Here is a 20,447-nt window from a genome sequence, read left to right as displayed (position 1 = left end):
AGCGCTTCCGTGCCCCGGTGTCCTTCACGAGTCCCGACCGTGACCGCATCGGAACCGTCCAGGACCAAACGTCCGGCACCTCCCGGGCGTCGAAGAAACGTCAGCCGAACCGATCCCGGGGGATGCCCGCATGCGCACACGACGAACCGCCCGCCACCCCGCCCCTGCCTTCGCCGCGCTCCTGCTGGCCGCGGCCCTCGCGCTCACCGGATGCAGCGGCGCGGGAGAGGACTCCGCCGGCAGCACCGCCGCCGACCGGGGAGTCGCCGCCCCGCACGCGAACGACAAGGCCGGCGCGAACGAGGCCGCCCCCGGCGGTGCCGGAAGCGGAGCCCGGGCGACCGCCCCGCCGAAGCTCCCCACGAGTCACATCATCCGCACGGCCTCACTGACCGTGCAGGTCAAGGACGTCCCGAAGGCCCTGGAGGAGGCCCGCACCGGTACCGAGAACGCGGGCGGCTACGTCGGCAACGAGACCACCACCCGGGACGGGGAGGGGCGCGAGCGCACCCGGGTCGTGCTGCGCGTCCCCGTCGAGAAGTACGACGAGGTCCTCACCGAGCTGGAGGGCGCGGGCAAGCTCCTCGACCGCAGCGCCAAGGCGGAGGACGTCACCGACCAGGTCGTGGACGTGGAGAGCCGGATCAAGTGGCAGCGCGCGAGTGTGGCCCGGATCCGCGAGCTGATGGACCGGGCCACCAAGCTCAGCGACGTGGTGACCCTGGAGGGCGAGCTGAGCACCCGCCAGGCCGACCTGGAGGCGCTGCTCGCGCGCCAGGAGTCCCTGAAGGACCGCACGAGCCTGGCCACCATCACCCTGTCGCTGTCCGAGACCCCGGTGAAGAAGGAGGCGAAGGACGACAACCCGGGGTTCGTGGACGCGGTCGCGGGCGGCTGGAGCGCGTTCGTGACGATGCTGCGCTGGCTCGCGGTGGCCCTCGGCGCGGTCCTGCCGTTCGCGGCGGTGGCCGCCCTGCTCGCGCTGCTCTGGCTGCGCGTCGTACGCCCCCGCCTCCCGCGCCGCCCGCGCCCCGCGCCCGCCACGAGCGCCCTGGGCCCGCTGCCGACGGCCCGGCCGGCCCCGCGGTCCACGCCCGCGCGCACTCCTGACGAGCCTGACGAGCAGGACTGAAATGCCCTGCTCCCGTAGCGTGTTCGCATGAACATGAGCCGTACGCGCAGGGAGCGACTGGTCGTGATCGGCGGCGACGCCGCGGGGATGTCCGCGGCGTCGCAGGCCCGCCGTCTGAAGGGCCCCGACGAGCTGGAGATCGTGGCGTTCGAACGCGGTCACTTCACGTCGTACTCGGCGTGCGGCATCCCGTACTGGGTGGGCGGTGACGTCACCGACCGGGACCGGCTCATCGCCCGCACCCCCGAGGAGCACCGCGCGCGGGACATCGATCTGCGGCTGCGCACCGAGGTCACGGACATCGACCTCGACGGGCGGCGGGTACGCGCGCGTGACGTCGACTCCGGCGCCGGGTCCTGGACGTCGTACGACAAACTCGTGATCGCGACCGGCGCCCGGCCGATCCGGCCGGACATGCCCGGCATGGACGCCCCCGGGGTGCACGGCGTGCAGACGCTGGACGACGGCCAGGCGCTGCTCGACACGCTGGCACGCACGCGTGGCCGCCGCGCGGTGGTCGTCGGGGCGGGCTACATCGGCGTGGAGATGGCCGAGGCGCTCATCAACCGCGGCTACGAGGTGACGGTCGTCAACCGCGGCAGCGAGCCCATGTCGACCCTCGACCCCGACATGGGCCGCCTGGTGCACAAGGCCATGGAGGGCCTGGGCATCACGATGGTGAACGACGCCGAGGTCACCGGGATCCGCACGGGGGACGACGGCCGGGTCCGGGCGGTGGCCACCCGGGACCGCGACTTCCCGGCGGACGTCGTCGTGCTCGGCATCGGCGTCCGCCCCGAGACGACCCTCGCGAAGGCGGCAGGCCTCCCTCTCGGTACGCACGGCGGCCTCCTCACGGACCGCTCGATGCGGGTGCGAGGGCACGAGGACATCTGGGCGGGCGGCGACTGCGTCGAGGTCCTCGACCTGGTCTCCGGCCAGGAGCGGCATATCGCGCTCGGCACCCACGCCAACAAGCACGGCCAGGTCATCGGCACCAACGCGGGCGGCGGTTACGCCACCTTCCCGGGCGTGGTCGGCACGGCCGTCAGCAAGGTCTGCGATCTGGAGATCGCGCGCACGGGACTGCGCGAGAAGGACGCCCACCGCGTGGGCCTGCGCTTCGAGGCGGTCACCATCGAGTCGACCAGCCGCGCGGGCTACTACCCGAACGCCTCCCCCATGACGGTCAAGATGCTCGCCGAACTCCGCACGGGCCGCCTCCTCGGCGTCCAGATCGTCGGCCGGGAGGGCGCGGGCAAGCGGGTCGACATCGCGGCGGTCGCCCTCACGGCAGGCATGACGGCGGAACAGATGACCACCCTGGACCTCGGCTACGCCCCGCCGTTCTCCCCCGTCTGGGACCCGGTACTGGTCGCGGCCCGCAAGGCAGCGGCAAAGGTGCGCAGTTCGTCGTGAGCGGCGGACGGGCCATGCCTTCAGGGGCGCGGGGAACTGCGCGAGGAAGCACAACGAGCCCGCACCCGGCGACGAACCCGCACCCCTACGGCGAGCCCCCTACGCGGTCCCAGCCGTCCCGGTGATCCGGTCGATGGCCTGCCTCGCCTGCTCCGCCGGCGGCCGGGACGGCAAGGACGACACCGACGCCGACGCCGAAACCGCCGGCGGCTGCTCCCCCGCCGGCTTCGCGTGCGCGGCCACCCTGGACGACCGCAACCGGTGGCTCACCGCCTCCTCCAGCGTCACGGGCCGCCGCATCTGGGCCGCCAGCCGCCCGGCCTCCTGGCCGAGGCGGGCCACGTCCTCCCACGGCAGCCGCACCACCAGCGTCAGCTCCGCCTCGCCGTCGGGCAGGGCGTGCATCGGAGGAGTAACTCGGTCGTTCATCGCCTGTTCCTCACGTCGGCCCCGCGACCCGCCTTCCCCGCGCCGCGGGCGGTTGCCGAGACATACGCACGGCCGGGCGACCGCGTTCACCGCCGCACCCGATTCACCGGCGACTCGTGCGGTGTGCTCACCGCCCGTCAGCCGGTCATGGCCAGCCGCAGCCCCAGTCCGACGATGACCGTGCCCGTGATCCGGTCCAGCACGCGGCGTGCCGCGGGACTCTGGAGCCGGACGCGCAGGGCGCGGGCGCAGCCGATGAGGGCCGCCGACCAGACCAGGCCCAGGGCGATGTGCACCAAGGCGAGCAGCACGCCGGTGGTGAAGTGCGGTGCGCCGGCGGGGATGAACTGCGGCAGCACGGCGACGTAGAAGACGCCCACCTTGGGGTTGAGCAGGTTGGTGAACGCGCCCTGACGCCACCCCTCCCCCAGGCTGTTGCGCACGGTCACCTCGCCGGGCGTGTCCCCGGCCGTCGAGCCCCGGTGGCGCAGCGTGTCCACCAGCATGCGTCCGCCGAGCCACAGGAGGTACACGACGCCCGCCCAGCGCAGGATCTCGTACGCCGCCCGGGAGGCGGTGATCAGGGCCGTGAGCCCGAGGGAGGTGAGGACGCCCCACACCAGGACGCCGGTCTGAACTCCCAGGACCACGCCCCAGGCCCTGCGGTGGCGGCCGAGCGCGGCGGTTCGCAGAACGAGCGCGGTGTCGATGCCCGGCGTGAGGGTGAGCAGCCCGACGACCAGGACGAAGGACCACAGTGCGGAGTCAGGGGCCATGGCCGTGCGGGGATCCTTCCGTGGGCAGCAGCAGGACGTAACGGAGCTCCTGCCGGTAGGCGGGGAGCAGGACCTGTGAGGTGACGGTGATCGTCTCGGGGGATACGTGGGGCAGGCGCAGCTCGTAGCGGTGCCCGTGCCGGTAGGCGAGGACCTTCGGGCTGCGGTCCCACAGTCCGCGGCACACAGGGGCGTCCAGGACGGCGTCGCGCAGCGCGGTGAGGTTCTCGTCGTCGGGACGGGTCACCAGCGCGAAACGCAGCAGGGCGAGGTACTGCACGGCGTGCCGTGGCCAGTCCACGATCTGCTCGCGGGCCGTGGCGGTGGTCAGTGCCCAGCGCATGAGGTTCGCTCCCGGTTCACGGACCCAGGGGAACCAGTGGGCCATGGCCGCGTTGTGGTCGAGGACGTTCCACGCCCGGTCGGTGAGGTAACTGGGGAATTCGGTCTGCGCCGAGGCGAGTACGGCCAGCTCGTCCATGAAATCCGGCGGGCCTTCGTCCTCGTCCGACTGTCCGCCGGCACCGGCGAGCGCGTGCCCGTACAGCGCCATGCGTTCGTCGGGGCCGAGCAGCAAAGCCTGGGAAAGGCGTTCGAGCACCTCGGTGGAGAGCGGTACGCGCATGCCGGTCTCGAGATTCCGATACCAGCGTTCACTCACACCCATGCGGTCGGCTACTTCTTTTTGGGGTAACGGTCTTCCCCTGTTCATTTTGCTTCCCGCTTCCACCCGCCAAGCACGCAACAGATCGGGCAGCACACCGGTGCCGCACGTGTTGTCCGACACGGAAGAAACAGATTGGGCGCGACGTGACACTGCTCGGAAACACTCCCTCTGCGTATCGCCGGGAGAACACACCGTAACAAGGCCGGGACTGACTCGCGAAAGCGGGACTGCGAAAAGTGAAGGGCGTCACGCCGGCACACGGAGTCCGCTCGGGGACATATGCCCTGCTCGGCGCGGCAAGACCGGAGAACCGGCAGAAATTTGCCGGTTCTCGACCGGTCGCCCGCCCCGTTCCGAGGTGCTCTTGCGGGAATTCCAGGACTGCAAAGGAACGGCAAAAAGCTGCCGGTTGACGGACGTTGTCGGCCGCTGACAGCATCACCGACGTGTGCCGCTCAGCCATCCATCGCGGAACAGTTGCATACGATCCGTCCGGGCCTGAGAACCGGATTCCATACCGCATTCCGCGCGACATTCACCGCGCAGTTCAGTTCACGTCCGTTCGCTATTCCTGCTCGCCAACGGGGCAGCCGGCGACCGATTGTCCGCAGCATTCCGCATGCCCTTAGACATGCGTCCGCGCAGGGATTATCCGCTGCCCAGACCTTTCGAACCCTTCGCACGCTTCGAACCCCAGGAGTACGCATGACCGTCGCCACCGCCGAGCCCGGCACGTTCACCGGCTCCCCCCTCCCCGGGGACAGCAGCAGTCTGCACCGGGTGGTCCAGGACCTCGCCCGGGGCGTGCGGACCGCCCACCCCGTGCGGGACACCCTCGCCAACAAGGAGCTGGCGAAGGTTCTCTCGTCCTGGGACTCCTCCCCCGCTCCCGTGCATCCCGACACGCTCGTCGCTCCCCTCTTCCCCGAGCCGTCGCGTGCGGCGGGGGTCCCCTTCCTGCCGAAGGAGCGGCTCCTGTCGCCGGAGGAGAAGAGCGCCGCCGCCGACGCTTTCACGCGGGTGCTGGAGAGCTGCGAGTTCACCAGCGGTCCCGCCGTCACCGCCTTCGAGGACGCCGTCGCCGACTACCTGGCCCTGCCCTGCGCCGTCGCGACCGGCAGTGGGACCGACGCGCTCGTGATCGCTCTGCGTGCGGTGGGGGTCGGGCCGGGCGACGAGGTGATCATGCCGGCCAACAGCTTCGCAGCCACCGAGAACGCGGTCTTCGCCTGCGGTGCCGTGCCCGTGCTCGCGGACGTGACCCGGCCCGACGGGAACCTGGACCCGGAGTCGGTGGCGGAGCTGATCACTCCGCGTACCGTGGCCGTCCTTCCCGTCCATCTGTACGGCAAGCTCGCCGACATGGCGGGGCTGCGTGCCGTCGCCGACCGGCACGGTCTGCGGATCGTCGAGGACGCCTGCCAGGCACTCGGGGTGACCGGTGTGGGGCGGTACTCCGACGCGGCCGCCCTCAGCTTCAACCCGTACAAGAACGTCGGGCTGTGCGGGAAGGCCGGTGCCGTCGTCACCGGCTCGGCCGAGATCGCCGAGCGCTGCCGGGTGATCGGCTACCACGGCTTCGAGCCGGGCCGGAAGAACGTCAAGTGCGAGGCGTTCGGGCTCAACGCGCGCATCGACAACACCATGGCCGCGATCGGTCTGGCCCTGCTGCCCTGGACCAGTCTGCGCGGGCTGCGGCGCACCTATCTCGCGCGGCGCTACGTGGACGCGCTCCGCCCCCTCGTCGAGGAGGGCGTGCTCGAAGCGCCCGCCTTCGCTCCCGACCACTCCTGGCACCTGTTCCCCGTGCTGCCGGCCGGCGGCGCGGCCGCCCGCGACGCGCTGCTGGAGGACCTGGCGCGGACGAGCCGGGTGGAGTCGGACGTCTACTACCCCGTCCTGACGCACCGGCAGGAGACACCGGTGCGCGAGCGGCTCTTCGGACAGGCGCACCTGCCGCGGACCGAGTGGCTGCACAACCGGGTGCTGCACCTGCCACTGCACGCGGGTCTGTCCCTCGGCGAGCAGGACCGCGTGGTCGAAGCCCTGTACGCGGCGACGCGCCGGGTCCGGTGACGGCATGACCGACACCCTGCCGTTCGGCACCACCGGCCACCCGGCCCCCGGCCCGCCACCCCACCTGCGCCTGCCGGAGGCGGTGGGCTGGGCCGCGTTCTCCGACTTCGACGAGACCTACCTGGCCCATGCCGCGACCCCTGGGCAACGGGCCCACCTCGCCGCGCTGGAGGAGTTCCTGCTGACGGAGGCCGTGGAGCACGGTCTGCTGTTCGGCTGGGTCACCGGCAGCTCGCTGGCCTCCGTGCGGGAGAAGATGGCGCGCTGCGGCGCCCGTGTCCTGCCGCACTTCGTGGCCGGCGCGCTGGGCACCGAGCTGACGTTCTTCCCCGACGGCGTCGCCCGCCCGGACCCCGAGTGGCGGCAACTGCTGCGGGACAGCGGATTCGACCGGGACCGGGTCACGAAGGCCGTGGACAGTCTGGCCCGGCACGGGGTCGAGCTGTTCCCGCAGAACGCCCCGCACACCGGGAAGCCGACCGAGTTCCTGGTCAACTACTACTTCCGCTCCCTCGGCGACCCGCGGCGCGACGAGCAGAGCCTCGGCCTCGTGCGCGACCTCGCCCGCGAGCACGGCCTCGGGCTCAACATCAGCCGCTGCAACCCCGCCACCGGGGACCCCGCCGACTGCTACGACGTCGACTTCCTCCCGCCGGTGTGCGGCAAGCGCAACGTCGTCCGGAACCTGTGCGCCCGCTTCGGCGTCGCGCCGGAGCGGACCCTCGCGTTCGGCGACAGCGGCAACGACCTGGAGATGCTGGGCGCCGTGGGCCACGGCTACCTCGTCGCCAACTGCACGCCCGAGGCCAGGAGCCGCTTCCCGCAGGTGTCGCCGCACCCGCACGCCCAGGCCCTGCTCACCGCCTTCCGTCACCACCTCCGCCGCTGAACCGCTTCCCCCGGTCCGGCGGGTCCGGACCGGAGGGCCGTCACTGAGAGAGGCAGACCATGCAGATAGGAATCATCGGCGCCGGCGGCATCGCCGTCGCCCACCTGCGCGCCGCCGAGACCGTCCCCGGCGTCGTACCGGCCGGTGTGTACGACGTGCTGCCGGAGAAGGCAGCGGAGCTGGCCGACCGCTTCGGCTGCCCCGTCTTCTCCTCGACGACCGAGCTGTACCGGCACGTCGACGCCGTCGTCATCGCCTCGCCCAACCACACGCACGCCGACTACGCCGAGGAGGCCGTCCGGCACGGCAGGCACGTGCTGTGCGAGAAGCCGATGACCACCACGGTGGCGGAGGCCGAGCGCATCACCGCGCTGGCCGAGGAGAGCGGCCTGGTGTGCGCCATGGGCTTCAACTACCGCTATCTGGAGGCCATCGGCGAGATCAGGAACCTGGTACGGAGCGGGGAGCTGGGCTCCATCCTCTTCGTGGAGGCCGGTTTCCGGCGCGGCAGCGCCCTGACCCGCTCCCGTTTCACCTGGCGGGACAGCGCCCTGGGCCGCTCCACCAGCGGCTCCCTCGGCGACCTGGGCGTGCATCTGGTCGACATGCTCGACCGCCTCTTCGACAGCCCGGTCGACAGCACGAGCTGCCGCACCAAGCTCCAGGTCAACGTGCCGCAGAAGGAGGGTCAGGACGTCCAGGTCGACGACTACGCCTTCGTCACCGGCCGTCTGGAGAACGGCACCTTCTTCAACCTGGTCACCTCCAAGTCCTCGCTGCCGGAGGAGCTCGGCTTCTCGCTGAAGATCATCGGCGACCGCAAGGAGCTGTACTACCACTCCAAGGACGACACGACCTACTTCCTGAAGTCCCGTGTCACCTGGGAACAGGGCACGTTCACCCGCGAGGAGACGCTCGCCTCTCCGCCCGGTGAGGTGCCCGGCTGGAGCGACACCTTCCGGCACCAGCTGCGGGAGTGGCGCGACGCGGTCACCGCGCGGGACACCGGCACCGCGCGGAGCGCCGACAGCGCCCTGGCCTGCTTCGGCGACGGGCTGCGCAGCCAGCGGGTGCTGGAGCGCCTGCTGGCGGGCGACCAGCAGGACGCGCTCGCCCCTTCGGTGACCTCGTGACACCGCGCGACGCACACGGCAGGGGCGCGACAGGGAAGAGGAACGTCTCTTGACCGGGACCTCGGCGCAGGCCGCGCCACCCCGCACCACCGTGGCGCGGCCCCTGTTCAGTCCGTTCGCCGTCGTCGCGTCGTGCGTGGGCTTCGCCCTGATCGGGGCCCTTCAGGCGCTGTACGGTCCGGCGATCCCCGCGTTCCGCACCGAGTTCGGCCTGTCGCCGGCCGCCGCCGGGCTGAGCCTGAGCGCTCACTTCGTCGGCGGCGTGGCCGGTGTGCTGCTGCTCAACCGGGTGCACGGGCGGCTGGGCAACAGAACGCTGCTGTCCGCCTCGTACGCGCTGATGGCTCTCGGCGGGGCCGGCTTCGCGCTGGCCCCGGCCTGGCCGTGGGCGCTGGCCTGCGCGCTGGTGACCGGGGTGGGCTTCGGCGGCATCGACTACGGCCTCAACCAGCTGTTCTCGGTGGGGTTCGGCCGCCGCAGCCCGGCCATGCTCAACATCATCGGCGCGGCCTACGGCCTCGGTGCCGTGGGCGGTCCCGCGCTTCTGGGACTGCTGGGCCCGGGCGAGTACCCGGCCGTCTTCGCCGGGTTCGCCGCGCTGTCCGCCGCACTGGTGCTGGCGCAGCGCGGCGTGCGCGAGGGCGGGGAGGCGCCCGCCCCGTCGCCGTCAGGCGAGGAAGGCGAGAAGAGCGAGGAGAGCGAGGCGGGGACTCCCGGGCTGCGGGCCTCGGTGGCCCTGGTCGTCTCGGTCTTCATCGTGCTGTACGTCCTGATGGTGGCGGTGGAGACCGGGGTGGGCGGCTGGGAGCCGACGCATCTGGAGTCCGTCGGGCACGACGCGGCGACCGCGGCCACGGCGACCTCGGCCTTCTGGCTCATGGTGACCGTGGGACGGCTGCTGGTCGCACCGCTGACCCTGCGCTGGTCCGTGCAGACGATCATGGTCGTCAGCTCCGTCGGCATGGTGGTCTGCCTGCTGCTCGCCCTCGTCCCGGCGGCGGCGCCCTACGCGTACGCCGGTGTCGGCCTCTTCCACGCGCCGATCTTCCCGACGGGGCTGCCGTGGCTGTCCCGGGCGGTGCCGCGGGCGCGGCGGGCCGGGGCCTATGTGATCGCCGCTTCGATGATCGGCGGGGTGGCCGCCGGGCCGGTGCTGGGCAAGGGCATCGAACTGGCCGGTGTCGACGCCGTACCGGTGCTGCTGGCCCTGCCCGCGGCCGGTTGCCTCGCGGCCACCTGGTGGCTGATCCGGGCCACCCGGGACCGCTCGCCCTCCTGAACCGCGAACTCGCTCACGTGAGAGGCTGCCATGCTGTACGAGAACGCCAGCGACGTCATACTCGACGATATTTTCCTCGATCTCACCGGCTTCATCCCCGGAGTGGAACTCGCCCTGAAGATGGAGGGGTTGAACCCGGCCGGGTCGATCAAACTGAAAACGGCGGTGGGACTCGTGGAGGCCGCCGAGAACAGCGGCGCCCTCGTCCCCGGCGGCCATGTCATCGAGTCCTCGTCGGGCAATCTGGGCATCGCGCTCAGCTCCGTCTGCGCCGCCCGTGGGTACGCCTTCACCTGCGTGGTGGACCCGAACACCTCGCAGCAGAGCAAGGCGCTGATGCGAGCCCTCGGAGCCGAGGTGGTCCTGGTCGGCGAACGGGACGCCTGCGGCGGCTATCTGCAGTCCCGCATCGACTACATCGCGGCCCGACTGCGCGAGCACCCCTCGCTGGTGTGGCCGAACCAGTACGCGAACCAGGCCAATCCCCAGGCGCACCACGACACGACCGCACCCTCGATCATCAAGCAGTTCCCCACGGTCGACCACCTGTTCGTCGGGGCGGGCACCACCGGGACGCTGATGGGCGTGGCCCGGTACTTCCGGCAGTACTCGCCGCGCACCCGGATCGTCGCCGTGGACACGGCAGGGTCGATCACCTTCGGCTTCCCTCCGGGCCCCCGGCGCATCCCCGGACTCGGTACCAGCCGCCGGCCCGAGATCTTCCGTCCCGGTCAGGCCGACGAGACCGTCTTGGTGCCCGAGGCGGACGCGATCCGCATGTGCCGCCGGCTCGCGGCCGAACGGGGGCTGCTCCTCGGCGGATCGACCGGAGCCGTGCTGTCGGGTGTGCAGCGGCTGCGCGCGGACATCCCCTCCGGGTCCCGGGTGGTGGCGATCTCCCCGGACAACGGCGACCGCTACCTCCAGACCGTCTACAGCGACGAATGGGTCATCGGCCACTACTCCCCCGCCGCCCTGGAAACGGCCGGCTGAACCCGCGAACACCGTCTTGGGAGAACAGGAACAGAGCATGTTCGAATTCAGCGTCATAGGGGGCCGAACGGCCCGGCAGATCATCGCCGACCACCGTCCCGGCATCGTGAGCGAGGTCAGGGAGACCTACCTCACCCACCGGGCCGGGGACACGGTGAACCCGGACAGCTACTTCCTCCGCTTCCCGGAGAAGCCGGACAGCCGGATCATCGCCCTCCCCGCCTATCTCGGCGGCAAGCACGGGCTGGCGGGGATCAAGTGGATCTCCAGCTTCCCGCGCAACATCGAGCGGGGCGTTCCCCGCGCCTCGGCGGCCCTGCTGCTCAACGACTACACGACCGGCTACCCCTTCGCGGTGCTGGAGGCGTCCCAGATCAGCGCCGCCCGCACCGCGGCCTCCGCGGTGCTCGCCGCCGAGGTGCTCACGGGCGGCACCGCCGCCCGGCGGGTCCTCCTGGTGGGCGGCGGCATCATCGCCCGCAACATCACGGAGTTCTTCGCCGCCCGGGGCTGGACCTTCGACAGCGTCGCGGTCCACGACCGCAGCCCGGAGTACGCCGCGGCGCTGGCCGACCACACCTCCACCCGGCTCGGGTACGCCTCGGAGGTGGTGTCCGACCTGCCGGCCGAGCTGGAGAAGGCCGACCTCGTCGTCCTCGCCACCACGGCCGCCGTGCCGCACATCGTCGATCCGGGCTCCTTCGCCCCGGGCCAGGTGGTGCTGAACATCTCGCTGCGGGACATCGCCCCGGAGATCATCGCGGAGTCGTACAACGTGGTCGACGACGTCGAGCACTGCCTCAAGGCCGACACCTCCGTGCATCTTGCCGAGCAGAAGTACGGCCACCGCGACTTCATCACCGGGACGCTGGCCGACGTCATGCGCGGGGACGCCGTGGCGGCAGACGACAAGCCCCTGGTCTTCTCGCCGTTCGGACTCGGCGTCCTGGACCTCGCGGTCGGCGCCTTCGTCTACCAGAAGGCCGTGGAGACCAACTCCCACACCGTCATCGAGGACTTCTTCGGGGAGACCCGGCGCTGGTAGCCGCCGGGTCGCAGCCACCCGTCATCCGCTCGCGCCCGTCACCGCCCCTTCCGAAAGAGGACAAGCCATGCAGCCCGCCCGCTTCCTGCCCGGCCCGCCCGCTCCCCGTCCGGAGCGCGGGATCTTCTCCCTCGGCGAACTGACGTCCGAGACCGTGCACCGACTGGCACGCCGCGCCTGCGACTTCCACCACGACCCGGAGGCCGGCGGACGGCCGCTGGACGGCCGGACGGTCGGAGTCCTGTTCACCCGGACCTCCACCCGGACCCGCACCGCGTTCACGGCGGGCGCCATCAAGCTCGGCGGTACGCCCGTGACGTTCGGTCCGGACGACCTCCAGACGAACACGGGCGAGTCGCTGACGGACACCGGTCGCGTGCTCGGTTCCATGCTGGACCTGCTGGTGGCCCGGACCTCGGGCCCGCTCCACGAGCTGCGCACGCTCTCCGGCTCCGGAGGCATCCCGGTGATCAACGCCATGGCGACCGAGGAGCACCCCACCCAGGGCATCTGCGACCTGGCCACCATCTCCCTGGTCAGGGGCGGCCTGGAAGGCGTCAGGGTGCTGTACGTCGGAGAGGGCAACAACACGGCGACCGCCCTCGCCCAGGGGCTGTCGCACGTCCCCGGCTGCCGGGTCACCTTCGCCACCCCGCCCGGGTACGGGCTCCCCGCGGACGTCCTGGAGGAGGCCGCGAAGCGCGGCGCCGAGCACGGCACGGAGGTGGTCGAGTCGCACTCCATGGAGGAGCTGCCCGACCAGGTCGACTTCGTCTACACCACGCGCTGGCAGACGACCGGCACCAGCAAGGGCGACGCGCACTGGCGGCAGACGTTCCGCCCCTTCCACGTCGACGAGGCCCTCATGAACCGCTGGCCGGCCGCCTGGTTCCTGCACGACCTGCCGGCGCACCGCGGCGACGAGGTCGCGGCCGGGGTGCTGGACGGAGAGCGGTCCGTGGCCTGGATCCAGGCCCGGATGAAGCTCACCAGCGCCATGGCGGCACTCGAGTGGGCGGCCGGGAACTGACACCTCCGGTGCCGGGCGGGCCCGGGCCGTCAGCGGGCGGTTTCCGTGTGGACGTGCGCGGGGCCGACGCGGGGTGGGTGCGGCCCGCGCCCCGGGCCGCGTCAGCGCGCCGTGTGCGTGTGCACGTACTCCACCAGCCGCGTCAGCGCGTCCGGGTCCGTGGACGGCATGACGCCGTGACCGAGGTTGAAGACGTGGCCCTCCAGTCCCGCCGCCGAGTCCAGGACCTCCCGGGTCTTCGCCTCGACGGCCTCCGTCGGGGCGAACAGCACCGTCGGGTCGAGGTTGCCCTGGAGCGCCTTGCCGGGCCCGACGCGGCGGGCGGCCTCATCGAGCGGGACGCGCCAGTCGACACCGACGACATCCGCGCCGGCCTCGCCCATGAGCCGCAGCAGCTCGCCGGTGCCGACGCCGAAGTGGATGCGCGGGACGCCGTAACCGGCCACGGCCTCGAAGACCTTCGCCGACGCGGGCAGCACCGAGCGCCGGTAGTCGACGGGGGCCAGCGCCCCGGCCCAGGAGTCGAACAGCTGGACCGCCGAGGCGCCCGCCTCGATCTGGACCTTCAGGAACGCGGCCGTGATGTCCGCGAGGCGGTCGAGCAGGTCGGCCCACAGCTCGGGGTCGCCGTACATCATCGCCTTGGCGTTCTCGTACGTGCGGGACGGGCCGCCCTCGACGAGGTAGCTCGCGAGGGTGAAGGGGGCGCCGGCGAAGCCGATCAGGGGCGTGCTGCCGAGTTCGCGGGTGAGCAGGCCGATGGCCTCGGTGACGTAGGAGACGTCCTCGGGGGTCAGATCGCGCAGCTGGGCGAGGTCCGCGCGGGTGCGGATCGGGCGCTCGACGACGGGGCCGACACCGGGCTTGATGTCGAGGTCGACGCCGATGGCCTTGAGCGGGACGACGATGTCGCTGAAGTAGATCGCCGCGTCGACGCCGTGCCGGCGCACCGGCTGGAGCGTGATCTCGGTGACCAGTTCGGGCCGCATGCAGGACTCGAGCATCGCGATGCCCTCGCGGACCTTGCGGTACTCCGGCAGTGAGCGCCCGGCCTGCCGCATGAACCACACCGGCGTGTGCGGCACGGGCTCGCGCCGGCAGGCCTTGAGGAAGGCTGAGTCGTACGTGGCGGACGGCTGCTGGGCCCGGGGGGCGTCATTGGCACTCACGGGCCAAGTTTCGCACGCCCCCGATGGGCGTGATCCAGCCCCTGGGCAGGCGCGGGGTGTCTAGCCCGGCACCCGGGCTCCGGTCCCCGTAATCTTCCGGCATGGCTGCGGCTCAGGGACGACTGTCGGACGGCGCTGGCGGAATGGACGAAGCGAAGGACACCGAGAAAGACCGGCGGGAGGCGGACACCGCCCCGCTGCCCTTCCGGGCCGCCGTCGACGCGCTCAGGTCGGCGCGGCTGCGGCCCCAGATCGAGGTCGAGCCGACGCCCCCGCCGAAGCGGCTCGCTCCCTACGCCCACGCGCTGGAGGCCGCGGTCGTCGACGGCGACCAGGACCTGGCCGACGGCCGGCTGGTGCTGCTGCACGACCCGGCGGGGCACGACGCCTGGCAGGGCACGTTCCGGCTGGTGACGCTGGTGCGCGCGGAACTGGAGCCGGAGATGGCCGCGGACCCGCTGCTGCCGGAGGTGTGCTGGTCCTGGCTGACCGGCGCGCTCCAGGCGCGCGGGCTGACGTACGGGGAGCCGAGCGGCACCGTCACGCGGGCGAGTTCGCACTACTTCGGCGGGCTGTCCGCGCGCCCGGCCGCCTCGCAGATCGAGATCCGGGCCTCCTGGACGCCGCGCGAGGGCCTGGGCGGGGTCCCGGACACGGCCGCGCACCTGGCGTCCTGGTGCGATCTGCTCGCCCAGGTCGCGGGGCTGCCGCCGGCCGGGCCGGGGGACGCGTCGGTGGTGACGCTGCCGCAGCGGCGGGGCCCGCAGTCCCGCTGATCGAACCTGTGCCGACCCCGTACTGATCGAACCTGTACGGGGCGGTCAACCATGCCCTGCCGACGATCACACCTGCGTCCCCCTCTTGGCCGAATCACTTTGTCGATACGGCCACTTTCGACCGCGTACCGACGCAGACCGAAACCGTCCGGCCTTCGAATGATCGACCGCATGTCCGAATTGTACGGATTGTTATCACCGATTCGTGATCATTCTCTAAAGGCGGACGGGCTGGGTGCCGAAGACGACTGTGACCTTGAAAGCACGGTTCGTCCCGGCTTAAACCCCACGAGCCGGTCCCGTCCCGCACCCCAGGAGGCCTGGTGTCCGTTCTCCTCGAGCAGCCCGCAAGCCTGGTCGCCTACCGCCCGAACAAGCCGACCGCCATGGTGGTCGTGGCCGACCCGCGCGTCCGCTCCACCGTCACCCGCCACCTGTGGGCGCTCGGTGTGCGCGATGTCATCGAGGCCTCGTCCATCGCGGAGGCTCGTCCCCGCATCGGCAACCCCCGCGACATCTGCGTCGCCGACGTCCACCTGCCGGACGGCTCCGGCCTCACCCTGCTGTCGGAGACCCGCGCCGCGGGCTGGCCCAACGGGCTCGCCCTCTCCGCCGCCGACGACATCGGCGCCGTGCGCAACGCGCTCGCCGGCGGTGTGAAGGGCTACGTCGTCACCGGCACCCGCACCAACGTCGGGCTCCCCACCCGGCCGGGTGCCGCTCCCATCGGCGCCGCCGCCGCGCGCCTGCACCGCCGCCCCCCGGGTGCCCCGAGCCACCCGGGCGGCTACCGCGAGCTGTCCGGCCGCGAGGTCGAGGTGCTGCGGCTGGTCGCGGAGGGCCAGTCGAACAAGGCGATCGGCGTCTCGATGGGCCTGTCCGCACTGACCGTCAAGAGCCACCTCGCCCGCATCGCCCGCAAGCTCGGCACGGGTGACCGCGCCGGGATGGTCGCGGTGGCCCTGCGTACCGGAATCATTCACTGACCCACTCCACGATGACCTTTTGTGATCATTCACTCACGTGACCGGGACCGGCTGCGGGTCCCGCTCATGTCACTCACGGTTCGCGCACCCGACACTTCCCCGACCTGACTGGTTTGCGACCCCTGGGCGCCCGTCGACGGAACGTTCCGTCGACGGGCTCTGTCCATACACGGATACCCTTGACATGTGACCGACGCCCACGAGACCGCAGCAGACAGCTCACTGCGAACCACCGGAGGCGCCCCTCCGGACGACGGCGGATCTTCTGCTACGGAGGCGCCGATCCCGTTGCTGGAACCGCGTGAGGGCATTCCGCCCGTGATCGCGGACGAGGCCGCCCTGGCCCGGATGATCGCCGCCTTCGAGGCGGGCTCCGGACCGGTCGCCGTCGACGCCGAGCGGGCGTCCGGCTACCGCTACGGCCAGCGCGCCTACCTGGTCCAGCTGCGCCGCCAGGGCGCCGGAACGGCTCTCATCGACCCCGTCGCCTGCCCCGACCTGTCCGCCCTGGGCGAGGCCCTGTCCGGCGTCGAGTGGGTACTGCACGCCGCCACCCAGGACCTGCCCTGCCTGCGTGAGATAGGCATGGTGCCGACGCGGCTGTTCGACACGGAGCTGGCCGGGCGGCTCGCCGGGTTCCCCCGGGTCGGCCTCGGCGCGATGGTCGAGGGCGTCCTCGGTTTCGTCCTGGAGAAGGGGCACTCCGCCGTCGACTGGTCGACCCGGCCGCTGCCCGAGCCCTGGCTGCGGTACGCGGCGCTGGACGTCGAGCTGCTCGTCGACCTGCGCGACGCGCTGGAGAAGGAGCTGGACCGGCAGGGCAAGCTGGAGTGGGCCCGCCAGGAGTTCGACGCGATCGCCTCCGCCCCGCCGCCGGAGCCGCGCAAGGACCCCTGGCGGCGTACGTCCGGTATGCACAAGGTGCGCCGACGGCGGCAGCTGGCCGTCGTACGGGAGCTGTGGCAGACCCGGGACCGGATCGCGCAGCGGCGGGACGTCTCGCCGGGCAAGGTGCTCGGGGACGCGGCGATCGTGGAGGCCGCGCTGGCGATTCCGGCCAACGTGCACGCGCTGGCCGCGCTGAACGGCTTCGGCCACCGGATGAGCAAGCGGCAGCTGGAGCAGTGGCAGGCGGCCGTCGACCGGGCGAAGGCGTTGAGCGAGGCGCAGTTGCCGCAGCCGGGGCAGCCGGTGACCGGTCCTCCGCCGCCGCGGGCCTGGGCCGACAAGGATCCTGCGGCCGCGGCCCGCCTCAGCGCCGCCCGGGCCGGGGTTTCGGCGCTCGCCGAGGAGCTCGCCATGCCGCAGGAGAACCTGATGACGCCGGATACCGTCCGGCGGGTGTGCTGGGAACCGCCGGCGGTGGTGGACGCCGAGTCCGTGGGGGCCGCGCTCGCCGGGCATGGTGCTCGGCCGTGGCAGGTGGAGCTGGTGACGCCCGTACTGGTGGAGGCTCTGTCCGCGAAGGAGGCTTAGCCGCCGCAGAGCTTTGCGTCGTACGGCGGCCGCGGGCTCAGTCGCTTACTTCGTGGCACCTTGCGTGAAACCGTTGTAGATGAACCGCTGCAGGAACAGGAAGACGATCAGGGTCGGCGCGATGACGAGGATCGCGCCTGCCGAGATGGTCTCCCAGTGGGCTCCGAAGGGGCCCTTGAAGCGGAACAGGGACGTCGAGATCACGCCAAGATCTTCGGAGGGCATGTAGAGGAAGGGGATGTAGAAGTCGTTGTAGACGTTGATCCCCTTCACGATCACGACCGTCGCGATCGCGGGCTTGAGCAGCGGGAAGATGATCTTCCGGTAGACGGTGAAGGCGTTGGCGCCGTCGATGCGGGCCGACTCGTCCAGTGAGACGGGAATGGCCCGTACGAACTGCAGGAAGATGTAGATCGACACGATGTCCGTGCCCATGTAGAGCGCGATCGGCGCCCAGAGGCTGTCGAACATCCCGAAGCTGTTCACGATCTGGAAGGTGGCCACCTGGGTGGTCACCCCGGGGACCAGCGCCGCGACCAGGAACAGGGCCAGGACCAGCTTCCGGAAGCGGAACCGGAAGCGGTCGATGGCGTACGCCGTCATCGAGCCGATGAGGACCGTGCCCCCGATGGCGACGACCAGGATCACCGCCGTGTTGCCGAACGCCGAGAGCATCCGGCCGTCCTGGAACGCCGTCACGTAGTTGTCGAAGTTGAGCGGGTCGTCGGGCAGCGTGAGGGCGCCGCTGTCGTCCGCCATCTCCCCGGAGGTCTTCAGCGAGGTCAGGAAGACCACGGTGAGCGGCAGGAGCACGACCAGCGTCGCGAGGACCAGCGACAGGTACACGAGGGCACGGGCCACGGCACGGCGCGTCATACGAGGTCCACCTTGTCGTCCGGGACGAGGCGCCGCTGCACCCAGGTCACCGCCAGGATGATCAGCAGCAGTACGACGGCCGCCGCCGAGGCGAGGCCCGTCTTGTTGAACTGGAAGGCCAGCTTCACGGTCTGGATCACGAAGGTCTCGGTGCCGGTCGCACCGCCGGTCATGATGTACGGGATCTCGAAGACCGACAGCGACCCGGACACGGACAGGATCACCGACAGGCTCAGCACGGGCCGGATGCCGGGCGCGATGATGTGGCGGAACTGCTGCCAGCGGTTCGCCCCGTCCAGTTCGGCCGCCTCGTACAGCTCCCCCGGGATGGACTGGATCGCGCCGAGGAAGAGGACGAAGTTCAGGCCCAGGTAGCGCCAGACGGAGACGCCGGCGAGGGAGACGTTGGCGGAGGTGGGTGTGCCGAGCCAGGCGCGGTCGCCGTCGTGGCCGAAGAGGCTCAGGATCGCGTCGAGGGTGCCGCCGTCCTGGAAGAAGTACAGGAAGACGAAGCCGATCGCGACGCCGTTGATCAGGTACGGGAAGAAGAGCACGCCCTTGAAGAAGCTGCGGAAGCGGACGTTGAAGCTCAGGACGGTGGCGAAGTAGAGGGCGGCGGCGATCTGCACCACGGACGCGGCGAGGTAGTAGCCGCTGACGAAGAACACCTCGAACAGTTCGGGCCGGGTGAAGAGTTCGGTGTAGTTCTCGGCGCCCGTGTACTGCAGCTCGGGGCTGACGCCGTCCCAGTCGGTGAAGCTGTACGCGACCATGTTCACGATCGGCGCGTAGGTGAAGGCGACCAGCAGGGCGAGCGGGGCGATCAGGAACAGCCAGGGGGTCACGCCCCGCCACCGCCGCGGCCGGCGCGCGGCGGACGGCGGTGTCGGCCCGGCGGGCGCGGCCGGCCCCACCGGCCGCGCCGCCTTCCGGGTGATCTCGGTCATCAGGACCCCAGGTTCTGCCGCGCCTCGGTCCACTTCTCGCCCAGCCCGGTCAGGAAGTCGTCCAGGCTGCCCTTGCGGGCGCCGCGGGCGAGGTCGACGAGTTCCTGGCGGTAGTCGGGCTTGTAGATGCCTACCTCGGACTGGTTGTCGATGGACTTCACCTCGGCGCCCTTGGTGTCGTCGATGTCGAGGAGCTTCACACCCGCCTCCTCGTACGGCCCCAGGACGTCGGGCAGCGGGGCGTCCTTGAGGGGCGAGAGGGCGAGGTTGGCGTCCGCGTAGCCGGACTTGTCGGTGAACCAGTCGATCCAGGCGCGGGCGGCGGCCTTGTGGTCGGAGTTGACGTTGACGGCCTGCTGGTAGTCGGGCGACGTCACCGCGCAGAAGGTGCCGTTCTTCTGGGCGGGGAACGGCATGAAGCCGATGTCGGCCGGGTCGGTGCCCGCCTGCTTCGCCGCGTCCTGCATCTGCACGATCGCCCAGGAGCCGAGCCACATCGTGGCGATCTCGCCCTTCGCCAACTTGGGCTTGGATGCCTCCCAGTTGGTGGTCGTCGGGTCCTTCTCGATCAGGTCCGACTTCACGATGTCGTGGAGCAGCGTGTCACCGACCCGGAGGTCGGCGCCCGCCGCCCACGGGTTTCCCTCGGCGAGCCGGGTGGTGGCCCGGGTGTCGCAGCCGACCGAGCCGTTGACGTTCGTCCACTGGGTCAGCGGCCACATGTCCTTGAAGTTGGTGTAGTACGGGACCGCGTCGGTCCTGGCCTTGATCGCCTTCAGGTCGTCGAGGAACTCGGCCGGGGTCGTGGGCCAGTCGGTGACGCCGGCCGCGCTCCAGACCTTCTTGTTGTAGACGAAGCCCGGGACCACGCCGATCGGGCTCTGCCCGTAGACCTTGCCCTGGACGGTGGAGTAGTCGGTGAAGCGGTACTTCTTGCCGCGCTCGGACCGAGTGCCGAGGGAGGCGAAGAACTTCGGGTAGTCCTTCTTCTCGATCACTGCGGGGATCATCAGGACGTCGCCGTAGTTCTCCGTGTTCATCCGGATCTTGACCTCGCCCTCGTAGTCGGTGAGGCCGTCGAACTCGACCTTCACCTTGGGGTAGGTCTTGTTGAACTCGGCGGCGTACTTCTTCATCGTCCCGTCCTGCACGAGGTCGGTCCGGTGGGTGAGGACGGTGATGGTCCCTTCGACCTTGGCGGGATCGTCGGGCGCCTCGGCATCCGCGCCCTTGGAGGTGCCTCCGGTGCCGGTACAGCCGGAGGCCAGCAGGGCTGCGCCCACGGCGAGGGCGAGGACGGTACGGCGGTTCATGTGCATCAGCTCCGTTCGCGGAGAGGAACTCGGGAC

The 20,447-nt window shown here is 71.1% G+C and carries 19 protein-coding genes; 12 read left to right on the top strand and 7 right to left on the bottom strand.

Features of this window, described 5'->3' with window-relative positions; genetic code table 11:
• The first annotated feature begins 130 nt into the window (after positions 1 to 130).
• Both ACH4G3_RS01755 and ACH4G3_RS01750 read left to right on the top strand, forming a co-directional pair.
• Positions 131 to 1,132, top strand: a complete 1,002-nt coding sequence (locus ACH4G3_RS01755; RefSeq protein ID WP_397622574.1) for a DUF4349 domain-containing protein — start codon at positions 131 to 133, stop codon at positions 1,130 to 1,132.
• A 27-nt stretch (positions 1,133 to 1,159) separates the two neighbouring features.
• Positions 1,160 to 2,551, top strand: a complete 1,392-nt coding sequence (locus tag ACH4G3_RS01750; RefSeq protein WP_397622573.1) for an FAD-dependent oxidoreductase — start codon at positions 1,160 to 1,162, stop codon at positions 2,549 to 2,551.
• 99 nt (positions 2,552 to 2,650) lie between these two features.
• On the opposite strand, the gene ACH4G3_RS01745 is transcribed toward ACH4G3_RS01750, so the two are convergent.
• The 3 genes from ACH4G3_RS01745 to ACH4G3_RS01735 form a co-directional block, all read right to left on the bottom strand.
• Complete coding sequence (locus tag ACH4G3_RS01745; RefSeq protein ID WP_354750065.1) at positions 2,651 to 2,980, bottom strand: hypothetical protein; 330 nt, start codon at positions 2,978 to 2,980, stop codon at positions 2,651 to 2,653.
• A 137-nt stretch (positions 2,981 to 3,117) separates the two neighbouring features.
• Positions 3,118 to 3,756: a LysE family translocator gene (locus ACH4G3_RS01740; protein ID WP_397622572.1), complete on the bottom strand. Its 639-nt coding sequence runs from the start codon at positions 3,754 to 3,756 to the stop codon at positions 3,118 to 3,120.
• Positions 3,746 to 4,516, bottom strand: a complete 771-nt coding sequence (locus ACH4G3_RS01735) for a helix-turn-helix domain-containing protein (RefSeq protein WP_397623354.1) — start codon at positions 4,514 to 4,516, stop codon at positions 3,746 to 3,748. Before ACH4G3_RS01735 ends, ACH4G3_RS01740 begins: the two co-directional genes overlap by 11 nt.
• 612 nt (positions 4,517 to 5,128) lie before the next feature.
• Between ACH4G3_RS01735 and ACH4G3_RS01730 the strand changes: the two genes are divergently transcribed.
• The 7 genes from ACH4G3_RS01730 to ACH4G3_RS01700 all read left to right on the top strand — a co-directional run bounded on the left by ACH4G3_RS01730 (position 5,129) and on the right by ACH4G3_RS01700 (position 12,868).
• The gene (locus tag ACH4G3_RS01730) at positions 5,129 to 6,499 is read left to right on the top strand and encodes a DegT/DnrJ/EryC1/StrS family aminotransferase (RefSeq protein WP_397622571.1); all 1,371 of its coding nucleotides are present in this window, start codon (positions 5,129 to 5,131) and stop codon (positions 6,497 to 6,499) included.
• Positions 6,500 to 6,503: 4 nt separating this feature from the next.
• Positions 6,504 to 7,388, top strand: a complete 885-nt coding sequence (locus tag ACH4G3_RS01725) for an HAD-IIB family hydrolase (RefSeq protein ID WP_397622570.1) — start codon at positions 6,504 to 6,506, stop codon at positions 7,386 to 7,388.
• A 59-nt stretch (positions 7,389 to 7,447) separates the two neighbouring features.
• Positions 7,448 to 8,521 (top strand): Gfo/Idh/MocA family protein, encoded by a 1,074-nt coding sequence (locus ACH4G3_RS01720; protein ID WP_397622569.1) that lies wholly within the window; start codon positions 7,448 to 7,450, stop codon positions 8,519 to 8,521.
• A gap of 49 nt (positions 8,522 to 8,570) precedes the next feature.
• Positions 8,571 to 9,800, top strand: coding sequence for an MFS transporter (locus ACH4G3_RS01715; protein ID WP_397622568.1), 1,230 nt, complete (start codon positions 8,571 to 8,573; stop codon positions 9,798 to 9,800).
• 30 nt (positions 9,801 to 9,830) lie between these two features.
• The gene (gene sbnA / locus ACH4G3_RS01710; RefSeq protein ID WP_397622567.1) at positions 9,831 to 10,793 is read left to right on the top strand and encodes a 2,3-diaminopropionate biosynthesis protein SbnA; all 963 of its coding nucleotides are present in this window, start codon (positions 9,831 to 9,833) and stop codon (positions 10,791 to 10,793) included.
• 37 nt (positions 10,794 to 10,830) lie between these two features.
• On the top strand, positions 10,831 to 11,838 hold the full coding sequence (gene sbnB / locus ACH4G3_RS01705) for a 2,3-diaminopropionate biosynthesis protein SbnB (RefSeq protein WP_397622566.1): 1,008 nt from the start codon (positions 10,831 to 10,833) through the stop codon (positions 11,836 to 11,838).
• 67 nt (positions 11,839 to 11,905) lie between these two features.
• Positions 11,906 to 12,868, top strand: a complete 963-nt coding sequence (locus ACH4G3_RS01700) for an ornithine carbamoyltransferase (protein ID WP_397622565.1) — start codon at positions 11,906 to 11,908, stop codon at positions 12,866 to 12,868.
• Between the two features lie 101 nt (positions 12,869 to 12,969).
• Here ACH4G3_RS01700 and hemE read toward each other — a convergent pair whose 3' ends face one another.
• Positions 12,970 to 14,037, bottom strand: coding sequence for a uroporphyrinogen decarboxylase (gene hemE, locus ACH4G3_RS01695; protein ID WP_354750081.1), 1,068 nt, complete (start codon positions 14,035 to 14,037; stop codon positions 12,970 to 12,972).
• Between the two features lie 101 nt (positions 14,038 to 14,138).
• Here hemE and ACH4G3_RS01690 point away from each other — a divergent pair, with 101 nt between their 5' ends.
• The 3 genes from ACH4G3_RS01690 (at position 14,139) to ACH4G3_RS01680 (ending at position 17,275) form a co-directional block, all read left to right on the top strand.
• Positions 14,139 to 14,813 carry a DUF3000 domain-containing protein gene (locus ACH4G3_RS01690; protein WP_354750083.1) on the top strand — a complete coding sequence of 225 codons (675 nt, stop codon included), beginning with the start codon at positions 14,139 to 14,141 and terminating at the stop codon, positions 14,811 to 14,813.
• Between the two features lie 323 nt (positions 14,814 to 15,136).
• Positions 15,137 to 15,799, top strand: a complete 663-nt coding sequence (locus tag ACH4G3_RS01685) for a response regulator transcription factor (RefSeq protein ID WP_003993737.1) — start codon at positions 15,137 to 15,139, stop codon at positions 15,797 to 15,799.
• A 186-nt stretch (positions 15,800 to 15,985) separates the two neighbouring features.
• Entirely contained in the window at positions 15,986 to 17,275 is a 1,290-nt protein-coding gene (locus tag ACH4G3_RS01680; protein WP_397622564.1) for a ribonuclease D, read from the top strand.
• Between the two features lie 45 nt (positions 17,276 to 17,320).
• Here ACH4G3_RS01680 and ACH4G3_RS01675 read toward each other — a convergent pair whose 3' ends face one another.
• Genes ACH4G3_RS01675 through ACH4G3_RS01665 form a run of 3 tightly spaced genes read right to left on the bottom strand, consistent with a single transcriptional unit; the run spans position 17,321 to position 20,411 of the window.
• Entirely contained in the window at positions 17,321 to 18,151 is an 831-nt protein-coding gene (locus ACH4G3_RS01675; RefSeq protein WP_397622563.1) for a carbohydrate ABC transporter permease, read from the bottom strand.
• A complete protein-coding gene (locus ACH4G3_RS01670; protein WP_397622562.1) occupies positions 18,148 to 19,098 on the bottom strand; it encodes a carbohydrate ABC transporter permease in 951 nt (316 codons plus the stop codon). The genes ACH4G3_RS01675 and ACH4G3_RS01670 overlap by 4 nt, the downstream gene beginning before the upstream one ends.
• A complete protein-coding gene (locus tag ACH4G3_RS01665) occupies positions 19,098 to 20,411 on the bottom strand; it encodes an ABC transporter substrate-binding protein (RefSeq protein WP_397622561.1) in 1,314 nt (437 codons plus the stop codon). Before ACH4G3_RS01665 ends, ACH4G3_RS01670 begins: the two co-directional genes overlap by 1 nt.
• Positions 20,412 to 20,447 lie beyond the last annotated feature (36 nt).

Origin of the sequence: Streptomyces afghaniensis (assembly GCF_044327915.1) — a bacterium.
Classification (GTDB): Bacteria; Actinomycetota; Actinomycetes; order Streptomycetales; family Streptomycetaceae; genus Streptomyces; species Streptomyces afghaniensis.
The sequence above is the reverse complement of the archived record's forward strand: the minus strand, read 5'-3'. Positions and strand labels throughout refer to the sequence as shown.

Coding starts and splice junctions, on each gene's coding strand:
- ACH4G3_RS01690 (WP_354750083.1), top strand. CDS start 14,139: ATGGCTGCGGCTCAGGGACGACTGTCGGACGGCGCTGGCGGAATGGAC.
- ACH4G3_RS01740 (WP_397622572.1), bottom strand. CDS start 3,756: ATGGCCCCTGACTCCGCACTGTGGTCCTTCGTCCTGGTCGTCGGGCTG.
- ACH4G3_RS01720 (WP_397622569.1), top strand. CDS start 7,448: ATGCAGATAGGAATCATCGGCGCCGGCGGCATCGCCGTCGCCCACCTG.
- ACH4G3_RS01755 (WP_397622574.1), top strand. CDS start 131: ATGCGCACACGACGAACCGCCCGCCACCCCGCCCCTGCCTTCGCCGCG.
- ACH4G3_RS01670 (WP_397622562.1), bottom strand. CDS start 19,098: ATGACCGAGATCACCCGGAAGGCGGCGCGGCCGGTGGGGCCGGCCGCG.
- ACH4G3_RS01675 (WP_397622563.1), bottom strand. CDS start 18,151: ATGACGCGCCGTGCCGTGGCCCGTGCCCTCGTGTACCTGTCGCTGGTC.
- sbnB (WP_397622566.1), top strand. CDS start 10,831: ATGTTCGAATTCAGCGTCATAGGGGGCCGAACGGCCCGGCAGATCATC.
- sbnA (WP_397622567.1), top strand. CDS start 9,831: ATGCTGTACGAGAACGCCAGCGACGTCATACTCGACGATATTTTCCTC.
- ACH4G3_RS01725 (WP_397622570.1), top strand. CDS start 6,504: ATGACCGACACCCTGCCGTTCGGCACCACCGGCCACCCGGCCCCCGGC.
- ACH4G3_RS01700 (WP_397622565.1), top strand. CDS start 11,906: ATGCAGCCCGCCCGCTTCCTGCCCGGCCCGCCCGCTCCCCGTCCGGAG.
- ACH4G3_RS01665 (WP_397622561.1), bottom strand. CDS start 20,411: ATGAACCGCCGTACCGTCCTCGCCCTCGCCGTGGGCGCAGCCCTGCTG.
- ACH4G3_RS01750 (WP_397622573.1), top strand. CDS start 1,160: ATGAACATGAGCCGTACGCGCAGGGAGCGACTGGTCGTGATCGGCGGC.
- ACH4G3_RS01730 (WP_397622571.1), top strand. CDS start 5,129: ATGACCGTCGCCACCGCCGAGCCCGGCACGTTCACCGGCTCCCCCCTC.
- ACH4G3_RS01745 (WP_354750065.1), bottom strand. CDS start 2,980: ATGAACGACCGAGTTACTCCTCCGATGCACGCCCTGCCCGACGGCGAG.